17 protein-coding genes are annotated in these 23,727 nt (G+C 67.8%); 13 read left to right on the forward strand and 4 right to left on the reverse strand.

Annotated features, from left to right (window positions below; all coding sequences use genetic code 11):
• Positions 1–43 precede the first annotated feature (43 nt).
• A complete protein-coding gene (locus H0264_RS13875) occupies positions 44–1,078 on the forward strand; it encodes a hypothetical protein (RefSeq protein ID WP_181584333.1) in 1,035 nt (344 codons plus the stop codon).
• On the opposite strand, the gene H0264_RS13880 is transcribed toward H0264_RS13875, so the two are convergent.
• The gene (locus tag H0264_RS13880) at positions 1,079–1,867 is read right to left on the reverse strand and encodes an SAM-dependent methyltransferase (RefSeq protein ID WP_231082936.1); all 789 of its coding nucleotides are present in this window, start codon (positions 1,865–1,867) and stop codon (positions 1,079–1,081) included. It abuts the gene before it with no gap.
• An 80-nt stretch (positions 1,868–1,947) separates the two neighbouring features.
• Complete coding sequence (locus H0264_RS13885) at positions 1,948–2,847, reverse strand: hypothetical protein (protein WP_181584334.1); 900 nt, start codon at positions 2,845–2,847, stop codon at positions 1,948–1,950.
• 351 nt (positions 2,848–3,198) lie between these two features.
• Between H0264_RS13885 and H0264_RS38240 the strand changes: the two genes are divergently transcribed.
• Both H0264_RS38240 and H0264_RS38245 read left to right on the forward strand, forming a co-directional pair.
• Positions 3,199–3,669, forward strand: a complete 471-nt coding sequence (locus H0264_RS38240) for an OB-fold nucleic acid binding domain-containing protein (protein WP_220139977.1) — start codon at positions 3,199–3,201, stop codon at positions 3,667–3,669.
• On the forward strand, positions 3,596–4,141 hold the full coding sequence (locus tag H0264_RS38245) for an amino acid--tRNA ligase-related protein (protein ID WP_220139978.1): 546 nt from the start codon (positions 3,596–3,598) through the stop codon (positions 4,139–4,141). The genes H0264_RS38240 and H0264_RS38245 overlap by 74 nt, the downstream gene beginning before the upstream one ends.
• A 271-nt stretch (positions 4,142–4,412) precedes the next feature.
• Here the strand turns inward: H0264_RS38245 and H0264_RS13895 are convergent, their stop codons facing one another.
• Positions 4,413–5,051 (reverse strand): TetR/AcrR family transcriptional regulator, encoded by a 639-nt coding sequence (locus H0264_RS13895; RefSeq protein ID WP_244976179.1) that lies wholly within the window; start codon positions 5,049–5,051, stop codon positions 4,413–4,415.
• Positions 5,052–5,172: 121 nt separating this feature from the next.
• Between H0264_RS13895 and H0264_RS13900 the strand changes: the two genes are divergently transcribed.
• From H0264_RS13900 to H0264_RS13925, 6 genes are read left to right on the forward strand one after another with little or no spacing between them, the layout of a single operon-like run.
• A complete protein-coding gene (locus H0264_RS13900; protein ID WP_181584335.1) occupies positions 5,173–6,591 on the forward strand; it encodes a flavin-containing monooxygenase in 1,419 nt (472 codons plus the stop codon).
• A 34-nt stretch (positions 6,592–6,625) separates the two neighbouring features.
• Entirely contained in the window at positions 6,626–7,870 is a 1,245-nt protein-coding gene (locus tag H0264_RS13905; protein WP_181584336.1) for an NADH:flavin oxidoreductase/NADH oxidase family protein, read from the forward strand.
• 16 nt (positions 7,871–7,886) lie between these two features.
• Positions 7,887–8,687, forward strand: a complete 801-nt coding sequence (locus H0264_RS13910) for an SDR family NAD(P)-dependent oxidoreductase (protein WP_181584337.1) — start codon at positions 7,887–7,889, stop codon at positions 8,685–8,687.
• 1 nt (position 8,688) lies between these two features.
• Positions 8,689–9,468 (forward strand): acetoacetate decarboxylase family protein, encoded by a 780-nt coding sequence (locus H0264_RS13915; protein ID WP_181584338.1) that lies wholly within the window; start codon positions 8,689–8,691, stop codon positions 9,466–9,468.
• 37 nt (positions 9,469–9,505) lie between these two features.
• Entirely contained in the window at positions 9,506–10,630 is a 1,125-nt protein-coding gene (locus H0264_RS13920; RefSeq protein ID WP_181584339.1) for an MBL fold metallo-hydrolase, read from the forward strand.
• Between the two features lie 16 nt (positions 10,631–10,646).
• Positions 10,647–11,915, forward strand: coding sequence for a cytochrome P450 (locus H0264_RS13925; protein WP_181584340.1), 1,269 nt, complete (start codon positions 10,647–10,649; stop codon positions 11,913–11,915).
• A 230-nt stretch (positions 11,916–12,145) separates the two neighbouring features.
• On the opposite strand, the gene H0264_RS13930 is transcribed toward H0264_RS13925, so the two are convergent.
• The gene (locus tag H0264_RS13930) at positions 12,146–12,817 is read right to left on the reverse strand and encodes a DUF8020 domain-containing protein (RefSeq protein ID WP_181584341.1); all 672 of its coding nucleotides are present in this window, start codon (positions 12,815–12,817) and stop codon (positions 12,146–12,148) included.
• A gap of 285 nt (positions 12,818–13,102) precedes the next feature.
• On the opposite strand from H0264_RS13930, the gene H0264_RS13935 reads away from it, so the two are divergent.
• The 4 genes from H0264_RS13935 (at position 13,103) to H0264_RS13950 (ending at position 23,699) form a co-directional block, all read left to right on the forward strand.
• Complete coding sequence (locus H0264_RS13935; protein ID WP_181584342.1) at positions 13,103–14,113, forward strand: iron chelate uptake ABC transporter family permease subunit; 1,011 nt, start codon at positions 13,103–13,105, stop codon at positions 14,111–14,113.
• The gene (locus tag H0264_RS13940) at positions 14,110–15,156 is read left to right on the forward strand and encodes a FecCD family ABC transporter permease (RefSeq protein WP_181584343.1); all 1,047 of its coding nucleotides are present in this window, start codon (positions 14,110–14,112) and stop codon (positions 15,154–15,156) included. The genes H0264_RS13935 and H0264_RS13940 overlap by 4 nt, the downstream gene beginning before the upstream one ends.
• A gap of 7 nt (positions 15,157–15,163) precedes the next feature.
• On the forward strand, positions 15,164–16,012 hold the full coding sequence (locus tag H0264_RS13945; RefSeq protein ID WP_181584344.1) for an ABC transporter ATP-binding protein: 849 nt from the start codon (positions 15,164–15,166) through the stop codon (positions 16,010–16,012).
• Positions 16,013–16,151: 139 nt separating this feature from the next.
• Positions 16,152–23,699, forward strand: coding sequence for an amino acid adenylation domain-containing protein (locus tag H0264_RS13950; protein WP_181584345.1), 7,548 nt, complete (start codon positions 16,152–16,154; stop codon positions 23,697–23,699).
• The last annotated feature ends 28 nt before the right edge of the window (positions 23,700–23,727 follow it).

Below are 23,727 nucleotides of genomic sequence, written 5' to 3' on the forward strand. Positions count from 1 at the left end.
CTTCCGGATGGGTAATCCGGGAAATTGATCTACGATGCACCGCATGAGCACACGTGTTGTGCATTTTGTCGGTAGCTTTCCGGCCGACGGCACAGACGACGCCATGCGCGCCATGCTCGACGGCGCGGGCCGCCGCATGCTGACCCTCCCGACGGGCGAGACCTGGCGCTACGAGTTCTACATCCAGCCGATCATCGCGGAACTGGTGGCGCAGGGCGCCCTGGAGGTCAAGAAGCCGGGGACCTTGCGCTCCAGCAGAGAACGGTCCATTCACCGTGCGCCCCGGGGCATTCGGCTGACCGGCGACCTGTTGAATCTCGGCTATCTGCGCGAAGCCGACGAAGCGCTGCCCGTCTTCCGGCGGCTGCGGGCGGAGTACGAACTGCCCGAGGTGTCGTTGCAGATCGGCATGCCGACCGATTTCACCCTGGCCTTCATCGCCATGGGCGCGACCGGTCTCCGGCGACACCGAAAAGCCTTTCGCGACGCCACTGTTCGTGAAATGGCAGCGGTGCGAGCTCGCGTCGGCGCGGAAGTGGTGCTCCAATTGGAGGCCACCGCCGAATTGGTGCTCATGGCGAAAACGCAACCGCTGCACCGGAAAACGGATGCCGCCCTGCAGCTGTCCCGGGGCATCGCCGACCTGGCCGCGGCCGCGCCGGAGGGCGCCCGGATCGGTGTGCACCTGTGCCTCGGCAGCATGCACAATCGGGCCCGCGCCACCCTGCGCGATCTGCGCCCCTTCGTGGATCTCGCCAATTCGATCGCCCGGCAATGGCCTTCGGGCCGGACTCTGGAGTACGTCCACGGTCCCCTCGCGGCCGGGGAGCGCCCGCCGCCCACGCGATTCGAGTTCTACGCCCCGCTCGCCGAGCTGGATCCCGGCATCAGGTTCTACGCGGGTCTGGTGCACGAGGAGCCGAGCGAGCCGGAGCAGATACGGACCGTGCGTATGGTGGAGCGAGCGCTGGGCCGTCCGGTCGACGGCCTCGCCAGCGCCTGCGGTCTGGGCCGGCGTCCCCGCCCGATCGCGGACGCCATGGTGCGCCGCGCCGAAAGGCTGTGCGCCGCAGTGTGATCAGCCCTTGCGCCCGATGCCGCCGAACAGCACCAGCTGAGTGTCGGGCAGATCGTCGCCCAGCCATTGCTGCACCGGCACCAGGCCCGGTTCGACGATCTCGAACCCGTCGAGGAATCGCAGCGTCTCCTCGTGGGTGCGGTAGGCGGGCTGGGCCGAACTCTTGGCGGTGTCCATGCCCGTGCGCTGCTTGAATTCCTCGGTGGTGGTGTCCCCGCCCTGCGTGAAGATCAGGTAGCTCCCGGGCGCCATCGCATCCCGGAGCCGGGCGACGACCTCGTATGGTTTCTCGTCGTCCATGATGAAATGCAATACGCCCACCAGCACAATGGCGACCGGCCGGGTGAAGTCGATGTGCTGTTCGGTCTGCAATCTGTCGAGCAGGTCCGGCGCCCGGACGTCGGCCAGCATGGTGGTGACGCCGGGCGCGCTACCCAGTGCCGCATTGAAGTGCGCGATGACCACCGGGTCGTAGTCGGCGGCCACCACGCGGGCCTCGGGTTCCACGGCGTGCACGATCTCGTGCACATTGGGTGCGATGGGAATGCCCGCACCGATGTCGACGAACTGCCGAATCCCTTGTTCGGCAGCCATTTTCACGCTATTGAGCATGAACTTCCGGCTGAACCAGGCCAGCGCCTTGGTTTCGGGGGCAACCGCGAGCATGCGGTGGGCGACCATCTGGTCGACCTCGTAGTTGTCCTTGCCGCCCAGCAGGTAGTTGTAAACCCGTGCCGCGTTCGGCATGGACGGGTCCACCCCCACCGGGACGCGACCGGTCTCCGACACCGCACCTCCCTCGTATCCCGTCGATCGTATCCAAGCCCTGACTGTTGTCAGGCGAAAACACTCCCGGCGGGACGCGGGTCTCAACCGACGGTGATGGGCAGGGTCGGCGCCGCGCCTTCTCCCTTCTTCGCGTCATAGGTCAGCGTGTAGGCGCCGCGTACCGGGTCGGGGACCACGAACACGACGTAATTCTTGGCGCTGTCGATGGTTTCGTTGCGGTTGAGCAGTTCGTTGATCGGCCCGCGCATATCGGCGGTGACCAGCTGCCCGTCCGGGGTCTTCAGGGTGAAGTAGTCATAGAAGACATTCAGCCCGCCATCGGCGATGCCTGATCCTCCAATGATCTTGATGTGCAGGGCGAGCTCCATCTTGCCGCGCTCGTCCTCGGTGTAGCTGGGCGTGAGCGTGCCCCCGGTGACCTCGATGGTGGTCTGATCCTGCACCAGTTTTCCGCTGACCGTCAGCGCACGCGGCTGCACGGTGTCGACCTTCGCGTCGGCTTTCAACGGAATCTTGGTCTGATTGTCGGAGGGCTGTCCGTACACCACCGTCATGGTGTCGAGCAGGTGTTCCGCATCCGACAGTCTCTGCACCGACGTGGTGACACTCCCTGCGGCAGAACCCTTTCCGGGCACACTCGGATTGTCGAAACTGGCCCCGCCGTCGATCTCGCCGCCCACCTGCAAATAGCTGCTGCTGTACAGCGTCGCATTATCGGTGGAGGTGTTCTTGTACGTGATATCGATCCGCACCTTCCCCCCGCCGTATTCGTCCGGCACCACGGTCGCCTTGTCCACCGTGATCTCGAACCCGCTGTAATACCCCGTCTTCCCCACGGTCCGCACCGTGGACTGCCCGTTCTTCCCACCCGGCTGCTGTCCATCGACCGACGTCCCCGCCACCACCGTAGTGGTCCCGTCCCCGCTGGTCTTGCCAGTGCACGCCGTCGTCAGCAACGGTGTCACCCCAATGAGCGCCACCGCCCCCACCGCGGTCACAATCCGCCGTTTCCGCCCAACGGAATTCCTATTCGATCGCACGCTGCCTCCCAACAGATTCGCAATCCCAGTGCGCGCACGCCCGGACCCCCGAGCGCATGTTTCGCACTGAAATCTTGCACGCGCGCCGACACGTTAACCAGATGATCGTGCACGCGCGATTGGCTATATTCGCAATGCGGCAGTGACGAGCGTGACGAACTCCGAGCCGCTCGGCCGGTCACCGAATGCGACGACCGTCAGAGGCAGCCGATTCGGCTGTGAAGGTGTGGTGGCACCGCGACTTCCCGATCGCCCACACCTCCCGGGGCAACTACTCAGGAGGTGGATTCGATGACACGTACTCTCTGCGCGGAATTGGCCGCCGCACATGCAGCGCGACCGGACGGGTCGGTGACGGTCGAGGGGTGGGTACACCGGCGGCGACAGTTGTCCGGATCGACGTTCGTGGTGGTGCGGGACAGGTCCGGCACGGCGCAGGTGGTGGCCACGGAAGACGCTGTCCGGCAGCGGATTTCGGAGCTCCCGGAGGAGACGGTGGTACGGGTTTCCGGCCGGTTGACCGCCAACGTCCAAGCACCCGGCGGCATCGAGATCGTCGACCCGGAGATTCGGCCGTTGAGTGCGCCATCGCTCCCGACACCCGTCGAATTATGGCGGCCCGCACTGAAAACCGGCCTGCCGACGCTGCTCGACCACGCCGCGCTCACCTGGCGACACCCTCGCCGCCATGCTCGACCGGGTGCGGGCCGTGGCGGGCGCGGCGGTGAAGCTCGCCGGAGCGGAGCTTCCGGTAGTGCCTGAACACATTCCGGTGTTGCACTTCTCGGACGCCCTCGAACTGGTGGGCGCGCCCGCGGAGGAGCCCGACCTGGCCCCGGAACACGAACGCGCCCTGAGTAAATGGGCCAAAACAGAATTCGGCTCCGATTTCCTCGCGGTCGAGGGCTACCCGGCGGCCAAGCGGCCGTTCTACACCCACCCCCAACCCGGCGACCCGCGCTGGACCAACTCCTTCGACCTCCTCTTCCGTGGCCTCGAACTGGTCACCGGCGGCCAATGCCTGCACAACTACGCCGACTACCGCACCGCCCTGGCCGCGCGCGGCGAGGACCCGGCGCGGTACGAGGCGTACCTGGAGGCCATGAGTCACGGCATGCCCCCGCACGGCGGCTTCGCAATCGGGTTGGAGCGCTGGGTATCCCGTCTGGTCGGCGCGGAGAACATTCGCTCGGTCACGCTCTTTCCCCGCGACCTCCATCGCGTCCGGCCCTGAATCCCGGTACGGCCGAACCAAGTTCAGCGCAGCGGGACGACCCCGCCCGGCACTGCCGGGCGGGGTCTCGTAGCCGCCGCGAAATTACTTGGCGGGGTTGGGCATCGGGGAATTGATCGTCGTGAAGTAGCGGGTCACGGCCAAGGTTGCTCTGACCGGGGTGAATGGTGATTGGTTTGTAGTGCCACCGGTTGATTGACCGGCTGTCAACTTTCGAAAGCAGGGGAAATGATCTGACCTGCGGAAACAAGGTGAATCGCTGAAGTCGATTTCAGGGCGTGGCCACGCTGGGCGATTCGAAGTGTTCGGTGATGATGGTGCGGGCGAAGGCGATCAGGCGCTGGCGGGTGAAGATTTCGGGTTCGGAGAGCAGCATGCGCCCGGCTTCCCAGGCGAGGGTGAAGATGACCCGGGCGGTCATCTCGATGTCCGTGCCGGGCGGGACGGGGGCGTGGCGCAGGTAGTCCTCGAACAGTTCGGTGGCTGCCTTGCGCTGTTTCTCGATGCGGCGGCGGAATGTTGGGGTGGAGCTGTCGACCAGGCTGAAGGCGGCACGCCAACGGTTTGGGGCCTCGAGGACCGCGGTGAGGAAGCCGTCGAAGTATTCCAGGATGGCGGTCCCCGGATTGTCAGATGCCTGGAGTGTTGTCAGTACCGGCAGTAGCTGTGTGAGCGCACCGGCGGTTTCGCGGTCGAGCGAGGCGCGCAGCATGTCGTCGGCGTCGGTGAACACGCTGTAGACGACCGGGCGGGTGACGCCGACCTCGCGGGCCACGGTGTCCATCGACACTTTGTGCACACCCTGCTCGACGATAATTTTCAGGACCGCGTCCAGTAGTTGATCGCGCCGTTCCTCGGGGGGCATGCGCGGTGCGTAGGCCTTGCCGCGTCGTACCGGGGTGCTGGTCACGCTGCGTCCTCCTCTAATGTCGCTGCCTTGCGGCGAGCCCTGCCTGCTTGACATTCGACCGTGCAGCGCAAATACTACACTCAATGTAGCTACAAAGACTGTAGCTTTTGAGGAGGTCGCAATGACGCGCCGTTACTGCATCATCGGGGCTGGTTACACCGGGTTGGCGGTGGCGAAGGCCTATGCGGATCTGGGTTTGGACTACGACCACATCGAGGCCACCGACGCCATCGGCGGCAACTGGTCGCACGGGGTGTACGACTCCACATACCTGATCAGTTCCAAGGGCGTCACCGAGTACCCCGACTACCCGATGCCGCGTGACTATCCGGACTTCCCCAGCGCGGGCCAGATGCGCGACTATCTGCGCGCGTTCGCCGCCGAGTTCGGCCTCGCGCAACGCATCGAATTCGGCACGCTGGTGACCGATGTCGCGCCACTGGATGATTCGGGCCTGGCGGGCTGGCGGGTCGAATTCGCGAGCGGCGAGGCACGCGAGTACGCCGGTGTCGTGGTCGCCAACGGGCACTACTGGGACGTCAATATCCCCTCGTACCCGGGCGAATTCACCGGCAAGCAGATTCACTCCAAGAACTACAAGCGGCCCGCTGACCTGGACGGCACCCGGGTGCTCGTGGTCGGTGCCGGGAACTCCGGTTGTGACCTGGCGGTGGAGGCGGCGGTGACCTTCGGAAACGCGGAGATTTCGCTGCGCCGCAGCTACTGGTTCATCCCCAAATACGTGCTGGGCATTCCGAGCGGAACATTCGATGTCGGTTCGGTGCCGGTACCGAAAATGGTGCAGGAGGCCGTGTTTCGCTCGATCGTCGCCCTCGGCATGGGCAGCTACAAGAGTTTCGGGCTCCAGAAGCCCAAGCATCGGATCTTTGACCAAGATCTGGTGGTCAACCAGCAGCTGCCGTATTTCCTCAAGCACGGCCGAATCGCCGTACGCCCGGAGATCGCGCGATTCGACGGGCGCACAGTACATTTCGTCGACGGCACCAGCGGTGAATACGACACCATCGTGTGGGCGACCGGCTTCAAGACCACCTTTCCGTTCTTGCGCGAGGGACTGCTCGAGTGGGACAACGGCCAGCCCCGGCTGGTGTCACATACCTTCGCCCCGGGCCTGGCCAACCTGTTCTTCGCCGGACTGGTCGCCCCGCGTTCGGGCGCGGGCATGCTGCTGATGAACTCCTCGCGGCTGCTCGCCGAGGTCGCACTGCTGCAACAGCGTCTGCGCACTCCGGTCGGCGATCTCTACGCGCGCGTGTCCAAGCCGTCCAGTGAAATCCTCGCGGGCGGACCGGATTTGCGCTGGGAGGCGTTGCGCGGTCGGTGGCTGGTGCGCACCATGGCTCAGCTGTCCACGCTCCGCATGCTGCTGTCGGACACTCCGGCCGAGGCCCGCGTCGCCGGCGATGTCGAAGAGTCACGGCGGGACTCGACGCCGAGCCCGATGAACTCGATCACGCCGCGCGCTCTGCCTGGCACCGTGCTACGGCCGATTCTCGCCGTCGCCCGCCGAATCGCCTGACAGCAAATTCCCTCCGCGCCGATAGGAGTCCGCAATGCCCCCCAAGAACCGCGCACAGCGCACCGTTGCCGTCGGCAGCCCACTGACCTTGCCGTGCGGCGTGACCCTGCCCAACCGAATCGCCAAGGCCGCCATGAGTGAACAACTCGGCGAGATCAACGGCGCGCCCAGCCAGACCTTGACCCGGCTCTACAGTGCCTGGGGTCGTGGTGGGGCCGGGTTGCTCATTACCGGCAATGTCATGATCGACCGCCGCGCCTACGTCGAACCACGCAATGTGACCCTCGAAGACGACCGGCATCTCGAGGCCGTAAGCAATTGGGCGCGAGCGGGTTCGCGCGCGGGCGCGGCGATGGTCATGCAGATCAACCATCCGGGACGAGTCGCGGTCGGCCCGCTCAACCGGCGTCCGGTCGGACCGTCGGCTTTGCGTCCCCAGGTGATCGGCTACAACCTGCGCAAGCCGCGAGCGCTCTCGCTCGATGACATCGCCGATCTGCGCCGCCGCTACGCGCGGACCGCGGAACTGGCCGTGGCCGCCGGGTTCGCGGGTGTGCAGGTGCATGCCGCGCACGGGTATCTGCTGTCGCAGTTCCTGTCCCCGCTGGCCAACCAGCGCGAGGACCGGTACGGCGTCAGCCCGGAAAACCGCCGTCGCCTGCTGCTCGAGGTCATCGCGGACGTGCGCGCGGCCATCGGTCCCCACGCTGTGCTCTCGGTCAAGCTCAACTCGGCCGACTTCGAACGCAGAGGACTCGAAGAAGACGAATCACTCGATGTCGCGCTGGCATTGGAGCAGGCCGGGATCGACCTGCTGGAGATCTCCGGCGGTAATTACGAAGCTCCGGCCATGACCGGGGTGGTGCAGGACAGTACTCGCGAACGCGAGGCGTACTTCCTGCGCTACGCGCAGAATCTGCGCGCCCGCTCGGCGATGCCGCTCATGCTGACCGGCGGCATCCGCACCCTCGACTTCATGAACGAGGTGCTCGCCCAGGGCGCGGTCGATGTGATCGGGTTGGGTCGCCCCTTCGCCGTGCGGCCCGAAATCGCGGCGGAGTTGCTCGCCGGCACCCGGGAGCCGGAACTCCTGCCCACCGCACCGCGTATCGCGCTGCCCGGGGTGGATCCGATCAACTCCTATCTCCAGCTCGCCTGGCACGCAGCGAATTTCCGCAGTATCGCCGCGGGGGATAAGCAGGTGAGCGGCCCCGGTGCGGTCCGCACCCTGGCGGCCGCGGGGACCACCATGACCGTCCGTGCTCTCACTCAGTTCTGATCGCCGAGGAGCCATCATGAGTCTTCCCACTCCCACCCCCGTAGCGCGGGCCGTCGTCACCGGAGCGTCCTCCGGTATCGGCGTCGCGCTCGCCGAAGGTCTTGCCCGGCGAGGATATTCGCTGATTCTGGTCGCTCGTCGCGAAGACCGCCTGCGCGATCTGGCCGCGGAACTGAACGCCCGCCACGGGGTCGAGGCCGAGATCCGGGCCGTCGACCTGTCCGATCGCGATGAGCGTGGAAAATTGTGCGAGGAACTCGCCGGTCGCGATATCGCCGTGCTCTGCAACAACGCCGGTTTCGCCACCTACGGTGAATTGGCTGTCGCCAACCCGGGCCGGGAGCGGCAGCAGGTCGAGTTGAATGCCGTTGCGGTGCACGACCTCACCCTCGCGGTACTGCCCGGCATGATCGACCGGCGGGCAGGGGCGATCCTGATCACCGGGTCGACGGCGGGCAATCAGCCCGGCCCGAACAATGCCACCTACGCCGCGTCCAAGGCGTTCGCCAACACCCTGGCCGAATCGCTGCACGGTGAACTGGCCGGAACCGGTGTGCAGTGCACGCTGCTCGCGCCCGGCCCGGTCCGCACCGAATACGCCGAGACCGCCGAAGTCCCGAACCTGGACCGCATGGTGCCCGGCCCGCTGTGGGTCAGTGCGGAACAGGCTGCGGCGGAGGCGATCGCGGGTATGGCCGCGGGTCGCCGCCGTGTGGTCCCGGGGGTTTTCGCCAAGGTGCAGACCGTCGGCGGCCAGTACACCCCGCGCGGGTTGGTCGGGCCGATCCTGCGCACCGTTTATCGAAAGGTCAAGTGACATGGGCTGGGAACCTGCCATTCGCACCGTCGGCCGCTCGCTCGGCGCGGATCTGCGCCGCGTGCTGGCGCTGGGCGATCCGCGCCGCAGTCTCTACCGCGACGCCCATTACTTCAGTGCCACCGTCGAAATCGACCCCGAGCGCATGAAACAGTGGCTGCCCGCCGGGGTCCAGCTGGCCGAACCGGCCCGTGCGGACCTGTTCACCGCGTGCTTCCCGGACAACAATTTCGAATCCCCGGGGTACCACGAAGCCGGACTGTTCGTGCACATCAAGACGTTGCAGGGCACCGGAATCCACTGCCCGTGGATGATTCTCGATGATGACGTGGCCCTCATCATCGGCCGCGAACTGCTCGGCTATCCGAAGAAGCTGGGCGAGGTCGAGTGGACCGTCACCGACACCGAGATCCGCGCCGAGGCCACCCGCCGCGGGCACAAACTGCTCACCATGGGCGGACGACTCGGCGAGGCCGTCGCCGACCCGCCGCCGATCCTGGCCCGCCCGCATCGCAATATCGTCGGCCTCGCCGGTATCTTCCCGTCCTGGCTGGTGGGCTTCACCCCGCGCGAGAGTGTGATCGAGGTGCGGCGGATCGAAGACTTCACCTTGGAAGTCCATGGCTCCGAACGCGACCCGCTCGACCAGATGGGCATCGGCCGGGTCATCGAGGCCCGGCTGCACCGGGTCGACCTACTGGGCGTGTGGGTGCCCCCGATTCCCTTGCGCCCGTTGACTCCGCTGTTCGCCATGACGCACGCCCGGCCCCGCGTCCTATGACCGACACGCTCCCGACCGCGCCCGCCAGGAGGTCCGCATGAGCATCGCCGAACGCCTCACCACCGCGCCGATCGCCATCCCGCGACCGGCCACCACCGCACGCTTCACTCGTATCGACGCCTTCGACAAGGCGCTCATCGCACCCGGTGGTTTCGGTCCGCGACTGCGCGCCTGCCGTACGGCCGCACTGGATTTCCGCAGGGAGTTCGCCGCGACCGGCCGCCCGGACTCGGTGCGCACCCATGACCTGATCTCGCTGCCGTACCCGACCCGCTACGGGTTGTTCCGGGCCGCGATCAGCCCCACCCCGTTCCTCACCATCAGCAACCGCATGCTGATCGTGCGCTGGACGGAAACCGACGGCACCCCGCGCACCCTGCTGTTCGAACCCAGCGATCACGAACTCGACTCCTACACACCGTATTTCGCCGAACTCGAGCGACTTACCCCGGGACCGCTGCGTGGGCTGTTCGTGACCGAGCACTCCGATGTGCTGACCGCCTGCCGCCGGGCGGGCGTCGATCCGGCCGAGGTCGACTACCTCGCCTTCGATCACCTGCATACCCAGGACGTGCGACGCTGGCTCGGCACCACCCGACCGCAACCCGACATCAGCCCGGATCGTCCGGTGCCAGCGGCCTTCCCGAACGCGAAGCTGCTGGCTCAGCGCGATGAGCTGGAGGCCATGGCCGATCTACATCCCTTCCAGCGGCCCTGGTATCAGCCCACCACCTTCGTCGACCTGCCGCCGGAGAAGATCCTGCCGCTGGACGGCAGCGTGCTGCTCGGCCCCGGCGTCGCACTGATCACCACACCCGGCCACGCCATGGGCAACCAATCGCTGGTACTCAATACCGACACCGGCATCTGGGCCATCAGCGAAAACGCCATCGCCACCGAATGCCTCACCCCGGAGAACTCCCGCATCCCGGGCCTGGCGCACGCGGCGAAGAACTGGGGACACGAGGTCATCCTGAACGCGAACACCATCGAGACCACCTACGAGCAATACAACTCGCTCATCATCGAGAAGACCATTGCCGATGTGTCCCAGCAGGATTCACGCTACCTGCAGTTCTTTCCGTCCAGTGAGCTGACCGGCGCGCTGCTCAACCCCGGCACCTCACCCAGCTTCGCCCACCGCGCTATCCGGCACGGCTGACGTTCCCGGAGGCACCATGTCCACGACCCCCACACCCAGCCCCGGCTTCTTCGCCCAGTTGCTGGACCCGGCGCAGCGCGCCGATCCGTACGCGCTCTTCGCCCGTATTCGCGAGCAGGGACCGGTTCGCCTCGGTGAGTTACCGGTCGTGGTGCTGTCCTCCCATCGTGATTGTGCGGCGGTGCTGCGGCACAAGGCAGCAAGCGTCGAGCGTCACCACGCGTCGATTCCCCTGGGTCTCACACCGGTTCACGATCTCGCCGGTGCGTCCCCCGGTGAGCTCACCGGCACAGCATCGATGCTTTTCCGTGATGCGCCCGACCACACACGGCTGCGGCGATTGGCGGCCAAGGCCTTCACACCCTCCGTCGTGCGTGCGCTCGAACCGCGTATCACCGCCATCGCCGACGCCGCCCTGGATCGCGCCGCCGAACGCGGCGAGCTCGACCTCGTCGAGGATCTGGCCTACCCGCTGCCCGTCACGGTCATTTGTGAGCTGCTGGGCGTCCCGCTCGATGACGAACCACAACTGCGTCGCTGGTCGATGCTGCTGGCCCGTGCCCTGGACCCGATTTCGGCCACCGCGACAGCCGGTAGCCCCGATCCCGGGGAAATGGTCCGCGCGAACAACGAGCTACACGACTACTTCGAACAGCTCGTGCGCCGCCACCGCACCCGACCAGGTAATGACTTGCTGTCGGCCTTGATCGCCGCCGAGGAATCCGGCGACGCGCTCACCCACGACGAACTCATCTCCACCTGCGCGCTGTTGCTCATCGCCGGGCACGAGACGACCGTCAACCTCATCGCCAACACCGCCCTGACCCTGCTGAGCCACGGGCATCGCCATTACCTGTCCATCCTGCGCACCGCCCCGGCCTTCGCGACGTCGGTGATCGAGGAGAGCCTGCGCTACGACCCGCCGGTGCAGCTGCTTCCGCGCATTGCCCGCGAAGCCATCGCACTGCCCGGCATCGATATCGCGGCCGGTGACCTCGTGGTCCTGCTCTTGGCCGCTGCCAATCGGGATCCAGCCGTGTTCGCCGACCCGGACCGGTTCGATCCCGCGCGCGGCGACCGACATCTGGCTTTCGGTCTGGGACAACACTTCTGCCTCGGTGCACCGCTGGCCCGCCTCGAAGCGTCAGCCGCACTCACGCGATTCGCGCGCCGGGTCCGCGACCCGCGCCTCGACTGTGACGAGCCGCCGTATCGAGAGCATGTCACCCTGCGTGGTCCGGCCAGGCTGCCGCTGGCGTTTACTTCGATCGACCCGGTGAGGTGAGTGCGATCATTCTGGAGATGACGAAGCGGCCATACGCGCTGTAACCAGCAACCCGATGCTCCCAGGGCTGCAGGTCCAAGCAGTTGACGCTTTTCCGAGTAGTCGCCAAAGCTAAAAGCCCCCGGGCGGCGGCCACTACTGTGAACCGCCGCCCGGGTGGATGTAACCGAAATCACATCGCTAGAAATGGCTGGTTAGCCGCCATTTTTCACATGTTTCCCCAGGTCGGATCATTTCCCCGGGAAGGGGGAATTAACCGTGGTGAAGTATTGGACGGCGGCCATGATGGCGACGGGGGCGGTGATGAAGATCTGGCCGATCAGGGTGCCGAGGAAGCCGATGGCGCCCATGCCCGCGATGCAGCCCACGGCGGCGGCGGGGATGAAGGGGCCGAACATGCCGACGATGGTGGCGGAGGCGATGGCGGCGCCGCCGAGGCCGCCGACCAGGGTGGCGATGCTGGCGCCGAGGCTGATGGTGCTGCCGAGGCGGCTCCAGGCGGCGACCTCACGGTCGTACTCGTTCTTCCAGGGAGCCTTGTCCTCGTAGGGCAGGGCGACCGGCTTGTAGACGGCGTGCGCCACATCGAAGCGGGGGGTGAGGGTGGCGGTGCGATCGGCGATCTCGGCGGTGATCGGGAACTCGAAATCGTCTACGCGGAACTTCAATTCGGTGCCTGCGACGGTGGTGCCATCGGCGGCCTTCACCTTGAAGACGCCGTCCTCGACGACCATGGAGCCCGCGTCGGTCTTGATGACGGTCTGCGTCTCGGTATGGGTGGTGGAGTAGTTGATGACGCCGGCGTCGGAATCCGCCGGCGGTGCGGCGTTGGTCGCTCCTGCGGTGACTCCCAGCGAAACACTGAGCGCGGCGGCCAGCATGGCGACCTTGGTGAACTTCACGGGCGGTGAACCTTTCTCTGTTCCCTCATCTGGACGCAGTTCATCGACCCCGGCACATGCGCAGGTGAATTGCGGTGCGGGGGTGGGGAATACGCCTTGTCCGGCTCGCGGGGGAGTTCTGGGTCGATCGCCGCGGCTGGGCGATAGCTGTGAACCGGACGAGATGAGACGGTAGGGTAGGCAAACCTAAGTTTCAAGACCTTCGTTGCCGAACACTCGCACCGACTCCGGCGGCTCGACCACAGGAACCGCTGGTACAGCACACAACCCGGAAGAAATTACCTGATGGAAAGATCTCGTGCCCGGCCGCGACATTGGCCGGGCTGGCTGGTGGCCGCCGCCGTGCTGGTGGCTGCCTGCTTGCTCAGTCTCATGGTCGGCACCAAAGCCATTCCGGCCGCGCAGGTATGGGACGCGCTGTGGGGCGACGACGGCTCGGCCGACGCGCTCATCGTCACCGGGTACCGGGTGCCGCGCACGCTGCTCGGACTGCTCGCCGGGGTCGCGCTCGGCGTCGCCGGATGCCTCATGCAGGGGCTGACGCGCAATCCGCTCGCGGACCCAGGACTGCTCGGCATCAATGCCGGGGCGGCGTTCGCCATCACCATCGCGGTCGCGTTCCTGGGTGTCAGCGAGATCACCTCGTATGTGTGGTTCGGTTTCGCGGGTGCGGCGATCGCCTCGGTGGTGGTGTACCGGTTGGGCACCGCGGGCAGGCAGGGGGCCGATCCGATTCGGCTCACGCTGGCCGGGGTCGCCATCACGGCGGTGCTGTCGGGGCTGACCAAAGGGTTGATCCTGTTGAACGCCAAGGCGTTCGACGAGATGCGGCAGTGGGATGCCGGTGCGCTGACCGGGCGCGGGTACGACATCATCGGCGGCGCCGCGCCGTTCATCGCGGTGGGCGTGGTCGCGGCGGTGGTCGCGGCGCGCTCGCTCAATGCGGTGGCGCTCGGGGAGGATCTGGCGCACGCGCTGGGCGTGCACGTCGGGCGGACCCGGCTGCTCACCGTCACGGCGCTGACCCTGTTGTGCGGCACCGCGACCGCCGCGGTCGGGCCGATCACCTTCGTCGGACTGGCGGTGCCGCACATGGCCCGCTGGATCGTCGGCCCCGACCAGCGCTGGATCATCGCCTATTCGATGCTGCTCGCGCCGATCCTGGTGCTGGGCGCGGATGTGCTGGGGCGCATCGTCATCCGGCCGGACGAACTGGCGGCCGGTCTGGTGACGGCATTCCTCGGCGCACCGGTGCTGATCTGGCTGGCCCGCCGGACGCGGGTGAGTTCGTCATGACCGGAATCGATTTCGGCCGCTCGGTGCTGGTGCTGCGCTCGCGCCGGCTCACCGCCCGGGTGGGCATCCGGACCGTGGTGGTGTGCGCCGTGCTGGTGACGGCGGCGCTGATCATGGCCGTATTGTCGCTGGGCACAGGCGATTACCCGATTCCGCCGGACCGGGTGGTGCGGGCGCTGTTCGTGGGCGATCAACGCTTCGACCGGCTCGTGGTGTGGGACTGGCGTTTTCCGCGCGTGGCGCTGGCGCTGGCCCTGGGCGCCGCGCTCGGTGTGAGTGGCGCGATTCTGCAATCGGTGACCCGCAACCCGCTGGGCAGCCCGGATCTGGTCGGCTTCAATACCGGGGCCTACACCGGCGCGCTGATCGTCATCCTGGCGCTGGGCGGTGGCGGCTATCAGACGGCCGCCGGTGCGCTGATCGGCGGATTGCTTGCGGCCCTGGCCATTCAGCTGCTCGCCTTCCGGCACAATGTCACCGGTTTCCGGCTGATCATCGTCGGTATCGGTGTCAGCGCCATGCTGTCCTCGGTCAATACCTGGCTCATTCTGCGCGCCGACCTCAATGCCGCCATGTCGGCCGCGGCCTGGGGTGCGGGGTCGCTGAGCGGTGTGACCTGGCCGCAGGTCGCGCCCGCGCTGGTCCTGCTGGCCGGGCTCGGCGTGGCCGCCGTCCCGGCTTCGCGGCGCTTGCAGATTCTCGAGCTCGGCGATGATCTGGCGCAGGCGTTCGGTATTCGCGTCGGCCGCGACCGCATGCTGCTGATCGTGCTGAGCGTCGCGCTCACCGCCGTCGCCACCGCCGTCGCCGGGCCGATCGCGTTCCTGGCCCTGGCCGCACCGCAATTGGGCCGCCGCCTGGCCCGCACACCCTCCACGGCCCTGGCTCCGGCGGCGGCCATGGGCGCTCTGCTGCTGGTGACCTGCGACTGGATCTCACAGCGGGTGTTCGCGCCCACCACCCTGCCGGTCGGCGTCGTCACCGTGTCGGTGGGCGGGCTCTATCTGGCGTATCTGCTGGTCGCCGAGGCGCGACGGAACTAGAGGAACGATGAACGAAAAGATCGGTGCCCGAACGGAAGTGGCGGTACAGCAGGAAACCGCGGTGCGGTTGCGGGCGGACCAGGTCCGTCTCGGCTATCGCGGCCGGACCATCAGCGACCAGCTCTCCGTGGACATCCCAGACGGCACGTTCACGGTGATCATCGGCCCCAATGCCTGTGGCAAATCCACGCTGCTGCGGGCGCTGGCCCGGCTGCTGGCCCCCGAGCGGGGCGCGGTGCTGCTGGACGGCAAGGCCATCGGCGCGTACCCGGCCAAGGAGGTCGCGCGCCGGATCGGCCTGCTCCCGCAGACTTCCACCGCGCCCGATGGCATTCGGGTCGCGGATCTCGTAGCGCGCGGCCGCTATCCGCATCAGACCCTGCTGCGGCAGTGGTCGCGGGCGGACGAGGAGGCGGTGACGGCGGCCATGGCCGCCACCGGCGTCACCGAGTTGTCGGCGCGTTCGGTGGACGAGCTGTCCGGCGGGCAGCGGCAGCGGGTGTGGATCGCCATGGTGCTCGCGCAGGAGACGCCGATCGTCCTGCTGGACGAGCCCACCACGTACCTGGATATCGCCCATCAGATCCAGTTGCTGGATCTGTGCCGCACGCTCAACCGTGAGTCCGGCCGGACCGTGGTGGCGGTGTTGCACGATCTGAACCACGCCTTCCGCTACGCCGATCACCTCATCGCCATGCGGGACGGGCGGGTGATCGCCGCCGGAGCGCCGCGCGAGATCGTCACCGCCGAGCTCGTGCGGGAGGTGTTCGCGCTCGGCTGCCGGATTATCGACGACCCGGAAACCGGTGCGCCACTGGTGATTCCGCTCGCGGAAAACGCGGCCGAAGTGGGCTGATGCGGCAGCGCGGAACGTAGGTTCCCCACTCCTACTAAAGTTAGGCTAACCTTCATTTGCCCCTCCCTTGCCGGCCTTTCGCAGAGCCCGGGTGGACCGGGGGAGGGGTCGAAAATCGCTGATGGTGAAGGGAGTTTCCGTGGGACCGGTGGAACGGGACGACTCGAGCGCCGGTCACCCCGGACTGCCGCTCACCGGACCGCAGCTGGGCATCTGGAACGCCCAGCGCTTCGACCCGGAATCCGGCCGCTACCTGGTCGGCGAGGTCCTCGAGATCTCCGGCGGGCCGGTCATCGAGGTGGACCTGCTCGCCGAGGCCATCCGCCGCACGGTGGCCGAAGCCGAGAATATGCGGCTGCGCTTCCGCGAAACCGCCGATGGACCAAGGCAATTCGTCGCCGACACCCCGGCCGTGCTGCGCCCGACCATCGACCTGCGCCTGGCCGCCGACCCGTTCGCCCTGGCCCACGAGGCCGTCGCCCTGGAACGGCAACGCGCCGCCGAGGACTGCCGCGCCATGGTGGACCGGCAGCTGTACAACTACACGCTCATCCGCGTCACCGACCACGACGTGTGGTGCGTACAGCTCTACCACCACCTGATCGTGGACGGCTACAGCGCGGCCCTGCTGTCGCGCCGGGTCGCCGCCCACTACAGCGCCCTGAGACGTGGAAAACCGAAGCCCAAGAACACCTTCGGCACCATCGCGGCACTGGTGGCGGAGGAGCGGGACTACCGCGCCAGCGCACAGTTCCAGCAGGACCGGCAGTTCTGGCGCGAACAGCTGACCCCCTGGCCGGATATGGACGGGCGCGGCGTGCATGTCGGCGGCGCGGTCGAACGCACCCTGCGCGCCGAAGCCGTGCTGTCCACCGAAACCCTTGCTCGCCTGCGGGAATGCGCCGACAACTACGGCATCACCTGGGCCGACGTCCTGCTCGCCGCCTACGCCGCCTTCCTCAACCGGCAACTCGGCACCTCCGACGTGGTGTTGTCCATGCTGCTCATGGGCCGCGTCGGCCGCGCCGCCCTGACCACCCCCGCGATGGCCGTCAACGTCCTCCCGCTGCGCCTCACCGTCCGCGCCGACGACCGCCTCGGCGAACTCGGCCCCCGCGTCGCCGAGGCTCTCCGCGAAATCCGCGCCCACCAGCGCTACAGCGGCGACGACCTGGCCCGCGACTTCCACGGCTACAACGCCGGTGAACTCCTGCACGGCGTCGGCATCAACCTCAAGGTCTTCGACTTCGCCCTCGACTTCGACGGCGCCCGCGGCGTCCTGCGCAATGTGGCAGGCGGCCCCCCGGAAGACCTCGGCCTCACCGTCACCCCACTCCCCGACGGCACCGTCCTGCTCGGCTTCGAACCCGACGCCCGCAGTAACACCCCGGAAGCTGTCCAACAGCGCATCAACGGCCTGGTCCGCGTGATCGACGCCTTCACCGGCGGCGACAAGCCCCCGGTCGGCTCGCTCGAACTCATCGACCGCGACGAGCGAAACCGCCTGCTCGACAGCCGATCCGGGGACCTGGTCGGCGGCCCGTCGGACCGGGCTCCTGTCGATACGACGGCGGTCGATCTGCCGGTCGGCGCGGTCGAGAGCCGATGCGGCGTCGCTGAGGAGGGAACCGGCGTCGCCCGCCCAGGACCGGTCGCCGCGGAATCCGCATCGCTTCGGAGTGGTCGCGCTCCGGGGGCGACCGAACTGGCCCCGGACGCGCTATCGCGTGTGGTGGCCGAGCAACCCGCCGCGACCATCCTTTCCGCAGGCGAATTGCACTGGACCGCTGCGGAATTCGCCTGTCGTGTCGACACTCTCGCCGCGTTCCTGCGCGGTCACGGCGTGGGGCCGGAGGCAATCGTCGGCGTGGCTGTGCCGCGTTCGGCGGACCTCGTCGTGGCGCTGTTCGCTGTCTGGCGGGCAGGCGGCATCTTCCTGCCCCTCGACCCGGAGCACCCGGTCTCGCGACTGCGAGCCGTAATCGCCGACGCCGCACCGAAACTCATCCTCGCCTCCGACGAACTGGCCGCCGACCTGGAGTCCGATCCGACCGGCCAACCCGCTGCGGCCGACGGCACCCCGCCTCTCGTCATTCCGGCATGCTTTTGGCCGGAATCCACACAGTCCGGTGAAGTCGCGTTGGGTATGGATCCCGCTGGGGTGCGGATACTTCCGAGCCATGGCGCTTACCTGATCTACACCTCGGGTTCGACCGGCCGTCCAAAGGGCGTGCTGGTGGAGCACGGCGCACTGGCTCAGCTGCTGGCTTCGCACCGGTCGGGGATGTACGCCGACACCGCGGCCCGGATCGGTCGCCCGCTGCGGGTGGCGCACACGACGTCGTTCGCATTCGACGCAGCCCTCGATCCGCTGCTGTGGCTGCTCGACGGGCACCGAGTTCATGTGTACGACAGTGAAATCCGCCGCGATCCGGCAGCCCTCGTCGCGGCTTTCGCTCGCGATCGAATCGACGTCGTCGATGGCACACCGACCTTCGCCGCCACACTGCTCGAGTGCGGGCTGCGCGGCAGTGCGCACCGTGAGATCGAATCGGTGGTTACGCAGTCGCCGGGTGCCACTGCGGATTTCGCGGCCACTGCGCCCGCTGCGATACCGGGTGTGCGTCCGAGCGCCGAGGGGATGAATGCCGTCGCGTCGGTCGCGTCCGCCTCGGAATCCGGTGGTTGGCCGGGAATCGCTCTGCTGGCATTGGGCGGGGAGGCGTGCCCGCCGGAGCTCTGGCAGCGGATTCAGCGGGCGGGGATTGCGGCGGTGAATCTGTATGGGCCGACCGAAGCCACCGTCGACGCGTTGCACGCGGAGGTGCGGGGTGAGTCGCCGCATATCGGGTCGCCGTTGCCGGGGGCGCGGATCTACCTGCTGGACAATGCTTTGCAGGTCGTCGCCGACGACCGGGTGGGTGAGTTGTATCTGGCCGGGCCGCAGGTGGCTCGGGGGTATCTGGGGCGTGCGGACGCGACCTCGGATCGGTTCGTGGCCGACCCGTACGGGCCGCCGGGGGCGCGGATGTACCGGACCGGGGACCGGGCTCGGTGGGTTGCGGGGCGGGGTTACGAGTATGTCGGGCGGACCGACAATCAGGTGAAGATTCGCGGGCATCGGGTGGAGCTCGGGGAGGTCGAGGCCGCGCTCGGCGGGCTGCCGGAGGTGCGGGCAGCCGCGGCCGATATTCGGGAGATCGCCGGTCGGCCGATGCTCATCGGGTATGTGGTGCCCGCCGGTGCGGTGCCGAACTCGGTGGAGTTGCGGTCGCGGCTGGCCGATCTGGTGCCGGATCACATGGTGCCTTCGCGGCTGGTGCTGGTGGATGCGCTGCCGCACACTGTGAACGGGAAGGTGGATCGGGGCGCGCTGCCCGAGCCGCCGGTCGAGAGCTGTGGCCGGATGCCTTCCACCGCAGTGGAATTCGCGGTGTGCGAGGTGGTCGCTGGGGCGCTCGGGCATGACGCCGTGAGTGTCGACGACGATTTCTTCGGGGCCGGTGGGGACAGCATCACCGCGATCAGCGTGAGCAGCCGGTTGCGGGAGCGGGGGATTGTGCTGACTCCGCAGGAGCTGCTCACCCGGCGCGCGCTCGCCGAACTGGCTGCCACCGCAGCGGTGGTCGACAGTTCGGACGCCGGTTCGGGGTCCGACCTGGTGGTTGCAGACGGGGTCGGCCCGGCATCGTCGCCCGCGCACACGGGCACGACTGTCTTCGCGGGAGCGGCCAATACCCGAGTGGCGCAATCGATCACGCTGCCGCCGAAGGTGCTGGATCGGCTGCTGGCGCGGTACGGGGCTGTCGCGGATGTGCTGCCGCTCGCGCCGTTGCAGGAGGGCCTGCTCTTCCATGCGCTGCGCGATGGTGACGGCGATGTCTACACCATGACGGCGCGGTTCGAGCTGTCCGGTGTGGTCGATGCGGATCGGCTGGGTGCGGCGTTCGAAGCAATGCTGGCGCGGCATCCCAACCTCGGTGCGGCGTTCAGCTACGAGGACTTCGACCAGCCGGTCCAGGTTGTGCCGGTCACACCTCGATCATCCTGGCGCGTAGCGGATTTGCGTGGTCTCGCGGCCGAGGAGGCGACCGGGGCCGCGGCGGAGCTGGAGCGGAGCGCCGGTGCGGAGAGCTTCGACGTCGCCGATCCACCGCTGGTGCGGGTGCTGTTCATCCGGATGAGCGAGACCTCGCAGCGACTGGTGCTCATCGCGCATCATCTGCTGGCGGACGGGTGGTCGGTGCCGATCATGTTGCGCGAGACACTCGCGCTGTACCACGGAGAAGGCGAAAAACTGCCTGCTCCAGGGTATTACGGCAACTATCTGAGCTGGCTCGGTGCGCGTGATACCGCGTCGGCGGTGCAGCGGTGGCGGAGCTATCTCGACGGGCTGTCCGCACCGACGGTGGTCGGTCTCGCGGGGCGGCGGTCGACGGCTGCCGGGCTGCGAGTTGCGGTGTCGGAGAGCACTGCCGCCGCATTGGAAGGGCTCGGCCGCGAGCACGGGCTGACCATGAACACGCTGCTGCAAGGCGCGTGGTCGATGGTGCTGGGCGAGCATCTCGGGCGGACCGATGTGGTGTTCGGCGCGGTCATCTCCGGGCGGCCGGCGGAGCTAGCGGATGTCGAGAAAACCGTTGGGCTGTTCAGCAATACGGTGCCGGTGCGGCTGCGGCTGGACACCGGCCGGACGCTGGTGGAACAGCTCGGCGACTTCCAGCAGACCACCTTCGACATGCAGGCGCACGGCTACCTCGGCCTCGCGACTGTCGAAGGCGCGGCCGGGCTGGGCCGGTTGTTCGACACGCTCGTGGTCTTCGAGAATTTCCCCAAATCCGGTCTGGGACAGCCCGATACGCATGACGTGCGGGTCGCGGGCGTGGCCGTGCACAGCCGCACGCACTTCCCGATCACCGTCACCGCACGGCCGGGGGAGCGGTTCGAGCTGCTGCTGCACCATGATCCGGCCGCCGTGCCGGAGAATGCGGCCACCTCGCTGGCGGAGCGACTGGGCACGGTGCTCGCCGCTATCGCGGCGAACCCGGACGCCACGGTCGCCTCCGTAATCGAGCGAACCGACCGAAGGGACACGCGCGGAAGGACTCTCGCGGACTGGGGCCGAACCGTCGATCCCGCCGCCCCCGCGATCACCGCGGCGGGCGAGACCATCGACTACCGTGACTTCGACGCTCGGGCGAATCGCCTTGCGCGCCTGCTCATCACACAGGGCGTCGGGCCCGAGACCGTGGTCGCGGCGGCCATGCCCCGCACCGTGGATTCGGTGATCGCCGCGCACGCGATCATCCGGGCAGGTGGCGTGTACCTGCCGGTGGATCCCGAACAGCCCGCCCAGCGGATCGCGCAAATCCTCGAAACCGCTGCTCCCGCACTGGTTCTCCGCACGCTCGACGGTCTGGCGAGCGGCGGTTTCTCGGACGCGCCCGTCACCGACGCGGAGCGCCGCGCGCCACTGCGCCCCGGCAATACCGCCTACCTGCTGTTCACCTCCGGCTCCACCGGCGTCCCCAAGGGCGTGACCGTCACCCACGCGGCCATCGTGAACACCTTCGACTGGCTCCAGCGCCGCCAGAGTTTCGGCCCCGGAGACACCGTGCTGTACCGCACCCCGGCGATCTTCGACGCGTCCCTGCTGGAACTGTTCCTGCCGTTGCACGTCGGCGCGCGCATCGTGCTGACCCGCGAGAACGGCCACAAGGACCCGTACTACCAGGCCGAACTCATGCGCGACGAGCAGGTGACCGTGGTCCAGATGACCACGTCCATGCTCACCGTGCTCGCCGAGGAGACCGACCTGTCCGGCTGTACCGCGCTGCGCTGTGTGATCACCGGCGGCGAGGCGCTGCCCCCGGCGACCGCGCACCGCGTGCGTGCCCTGACCAGTGCGAGCGTGAACAACCTGTACGGCCCGACCGAGGCCGCCGTGGCGCTCACCTACCACGAGACCACCGACCTCGATACCGGATCCGTGCCGATCGGCAAGCCCGCCAATGGATCCGGCGTCCGCGTGCTCGACGAACGCCTGCGCCCGGTCGCGGCGGGAACCATCGGCGAGCTCTACCTGACGGGCGAGCAGCTGGCGCGCGGCTACCTGGCCCGCCCCGACCTGAGCTGTGCCGCCTTCATCGCCGACCCGTACGACCACGGTGCCCGCATGTACCGCACCGGCGACCTGGTGAAGTGGAACCCCGACGGCGAGCTGGAGTACGTCGGCCGCAGCGACAGCCAGATCAAACTACGCGGCCAGCGCATCGAACTCGGCGATATCGAAGCGGCCCTGCTGGGCTGCGCCGGCGTCGCCCAGGCGGTCGTGCTGCTGCGCGAGGACACCCCGGGCGATCAGCGCCTGGTCGCCTATCTCATCGCCCGCTCCGGCATCACCGTCGACACCGAGGCAGTCGCGGACGAGCTGCGAAATACGCTGCCCGCGTACATGATTCCATCGGCATACCTGGTGCTCGACGAGATCCCGCGCACGGCCAGCGAGAAGATCGACCGCAAGGCTCTGCCCGCACCGGCTGCTGCGGCAGTGGCTCCCGGAATGCGGGACGGTGCGGGAGCGGAGGTTGTCCGCGAGGTCGGCGATCAACCCAGCCCCGTCATTCCGGCGTGTTCTTGGCCGGAATCCACCCAGTCCGGCGCGGTCGCTGCGGGAGTGGATCCCGGCCACAAGCACGCCGGGATGACGAGGGTGGCGGCTCTGTGCGACGCGATGGCCGCGGTGCTGGCGGTCGACGACATCGGCGCGGAGGATGACTTCTTCGCTGCCGGAGGGCATTCGCTGACCGCCGTCCGGCTGGTCGGCAGGCTGCGCCGGGCGGGGTTCGCGGTGGTGCTCGATGATGTCTTCGCCGCGCCGACCCCGCGTGCGCTGGCCACCCGTATCGCCGAGCTCGAGAGCTCACACGCCGACAGCGACAGCGGCGCGGAAGGGCTTGCGCTGCTGGGAAGTCGGCTCGACCATGTGCTGACAGTGCGCGCGAGTGGGACCGGCTCGCCCCTGTTCTGTGTGCATCCGGTGGGCGGCACGGCCTGGCAGTTCGGGCCGCTGGCTCGGCTGTTGCGCGCGGATCGGCCGATCATCGGGCTTCAGCTCCCGACGTTGAGCGACAAAGGCTTCCACGCCGAATCACTGGACGAGTTGGCGCGGCACTACCTGGCGACCATTCGCGGCATCCAGCCGCACGGCCCGTATCACCTGCTCGGATATTCGCTGGGCGGCAATATCGTTCACGCGATGGCGGCGCTGCTCGAGGCCGAGGGGGAGTCGATCGCCTATGTCGGGCTGATCGATTCGCATCCGCTGGCCAATCTCACCGATCGGGCCACCCGCGCACTGTCGGACCCCGCTGAGCTGGATCGACTGATTCCGGAAATGCCCGGTGACGCACCGGAACTGGCGGATGCCATCCGCACCGCGGCCACCGCGCTGCTCGGCATGGTCACCCGCTCCGGCGCACCGGACTATCGCGGCCGGATGGCCCTGTTCGCCGCCGATGACGGCACCGTGCCCGCCCGCACCCGCGCTCAGCTCGACGGCTGGCTCGCCGTGGACGCCCGCCTGGTGGTCCGGCGGCTGCCCTATTCGCACTTCGACATCGTGTCCCCCACCGGGTGGACCGAGGTCGCCGCGTTGCTCGACGCCGATCCCGCGATCGGCGCCTGAGCGTTCCCCCAACAAGAAAGAAAGTAAC

The organism is Nocardia huaxiensis, from assembly GCF_013744875.1.
Taxonomy (GTDB): Bacteria; Actinomycetota; Actinomycetes; order Mycobacteriales; family Mycobacteriaceae; genus Nocardia; species Nocardia huaxiensis.

Bases quoted from the DNA above. Each gene is read 5' to 3' on its own strand.
- H0264_RS13935 (WP_181584342.1), top strand. From the start codon at position 13,103: ATGGAAAGATCTCGTGCCCGGCCGCGACATTGGCCGGGCTGGCTGGTG.
- H0264_RS13905 (WP_181584336.1), top strand. From the start codon at position 6,626: ATGCCCCCCAAGAACCGCGCACAGCGCACCGTTGCCGTCGGCAGCCCA.
- H0264_RS13910 (WP_181584337.1), top strand. From the start codon at position 7,887: ATGAGTCTTCCCACTCCCACCCCCGTAGCGCGGGCCGTCGTCACCGGA.
- H0264_RS13900 (WP_181584335.1), top strand. From the start codon at position 5,173: ATGACGCGCCGTTACTGCATCATCGGGGCTGGTTACACCGGGTTGGCG.
- H0264_RS13875 (WP_181584333.1), top strand. From the start codon at position 44: ATGAGCACACGTGTTGTGCATTTTGTCGGTAGCTTTCCGGCCGACGGC.
- H0264_RS38240 (WP_220139977.1), top strand. From the start codon at position 3,199: ATGACACGTACTCTCTGCGCGGAATTGGCCGCCGCACATGCAGCGCGA.
- H0264_RS13925 (WP_181584340.1), top strand. From the start codon at position 10,647: ATGTCCACGACCCCCACACCCAGCCCCGGCTTCTTCGCCCAGTTGCTG.
- H0264_RS13915 (WP_181584338.1), top strand. From the start codon at position 8,689: ATGGGCTGGGAACCTGCCATTCGCACCGTCGGCCGCTCGCTCGGCGCG.
- H0264_RS13920 (WP_181584339.1), top strand. From the start codon at position 9,506: ATGAGCATCGCCGAACGCCTCACCACCGCGCCGATCGCCATCCCGCGA.
- H0264_RS13945 (WP_181584344.1), top strand. From the start codon at position 15,164: ATGAACGAAAAGATCGGTGCCCGAACGGAAGTGGCGGTACAGCAGGAA.
- H0264_RS38245 (WP_220139978.1), top strand. From the start codon at position 3,596: ATGCTCGACCGGGTGCGGGCCGTGGCGGGCGCGGCGGTGAAGCTCGCC.
- H0264_RS13940 (WP_181584343.1), top strand. From the start codon at position 14,110: ATGACCGGAATCGATTTCGGCCGCTCGGTGCTGGTGCTGCGCTCGCGC.